We start from the raw sequence: 1,073 nt of genomic DNA, 5'->3' as shown, positions 1-1,073 counted from the left end.
GGCCACCGCGGCGGTTGTCAGCACGAGTTGGGCCACCGGCCTGCAGAAGCAGCAGTTGGTGGCGATGAAAGAGAATCCGTGCGGGAACGGCATCCCGATGTGTTGGCGGGTCCGCGCACCACAAGGACGGCCGGTGCTGGCCGTCGTCGGCGACTCCACCGCGATGGCCCTCGACCCCGGTTTCGTCGACCTCGCCCACCGCCGCGGCTGGGGCTACGTCCTCGCCGCGAAGGAGGGCTGCGCCATCAGTGGCCTGCCGTTCATGCTGCACTATCCCCAACCACCACTGCCCGGACAGGCCGACTGCGCCAAGGACCCGGACGGCCGGCTGCACCGCATGCTCGACACCTACCATCCGTCGATCGTGTTCGCGCTGTCCCACCAAGATCGCCTGGACTACGTGGCCCCGGACGGAACGATGGTCTCCCGTCGCGCGCCGCAATGGCCGGACGGCGTCCACGCCGCGCTGCGCCACTTTGCCGAGCAGGTGACGCAGACGGGCGCGGTGCTGGTCACGCCGGGTCTGTTGCCGGATACGACCAGCGCCAAGGCATGCCTCGAGCCTCACCCCGACCCGAAGGCATGTGCGGGCTTCCCGGCCACCGCGAATCCGACCGATGCCATCCTCAACAGCGTCTACGGGCAGGTCGCGGGCGAAGTGCCGGGGGTGCGTCTCGTCGCCATGCAGGAGCGAATCTGCCCGAACGGAACCTGCCCGATGGTCATCGACGGGCTGGTGGTGCGATACGACGGCGTCCACTTCACGCCGCAGGGCGCGCGGTGGTTCGTCAGCAGAATGGAGCCACAGTTGGTCGACGCCGCGCTGCCGCGGTAACGCCGCCACGTCAAATCGGCAACTGCCCACCGGCCGGACGACACCGGTCACGCCGGGTCGCCGAGTCCCGGCGGTGACCCGGCGTTCGATGCGCGTTCGCCTGAGTGCGTATCGCCGTGTACCCGATGGATGCGACGTCCCCATGTTGGATGCGGTGACCGCGTGGCACGTCGATATGGACATTATGAACATTTACCGTGTACCGGTGCAACGAGTTGAACGTTCTGGATACCGGCCC

At 67.9% G+C, this 1,073-nt stretch carries 1 protein-coding gene; it reads left to right on the top strand.

What is annotated here, in order from left to right; all coding sequences use genetic code 11:
- A partial coding sequence (locus HC031_RS32200) for an SGNH hydrolase domain-containing protein (protein WP_205863518.1) occupies nt 1-835 on the top strand: 835 nt, incomplete at its 5' end.
- Nucleotides 836-1,073: the final 238 nt, after the last annotated feature.

This window comes from Planosporangium thailandense (assembly GCF_011947195.1).
Taxonomy (GTDB): domain Bacteria; phylum Actinomycetota; class Actinomycetes; order Mycobacteriales; family Micromonosporaceae; genus Planosporangium; species Planosporangium thailandense.
The sequence above is the reverse complement of the archived record's forward strand: the minus strand, read 5'-3'. Positions and strand labels throughout refer to the sequence as shown.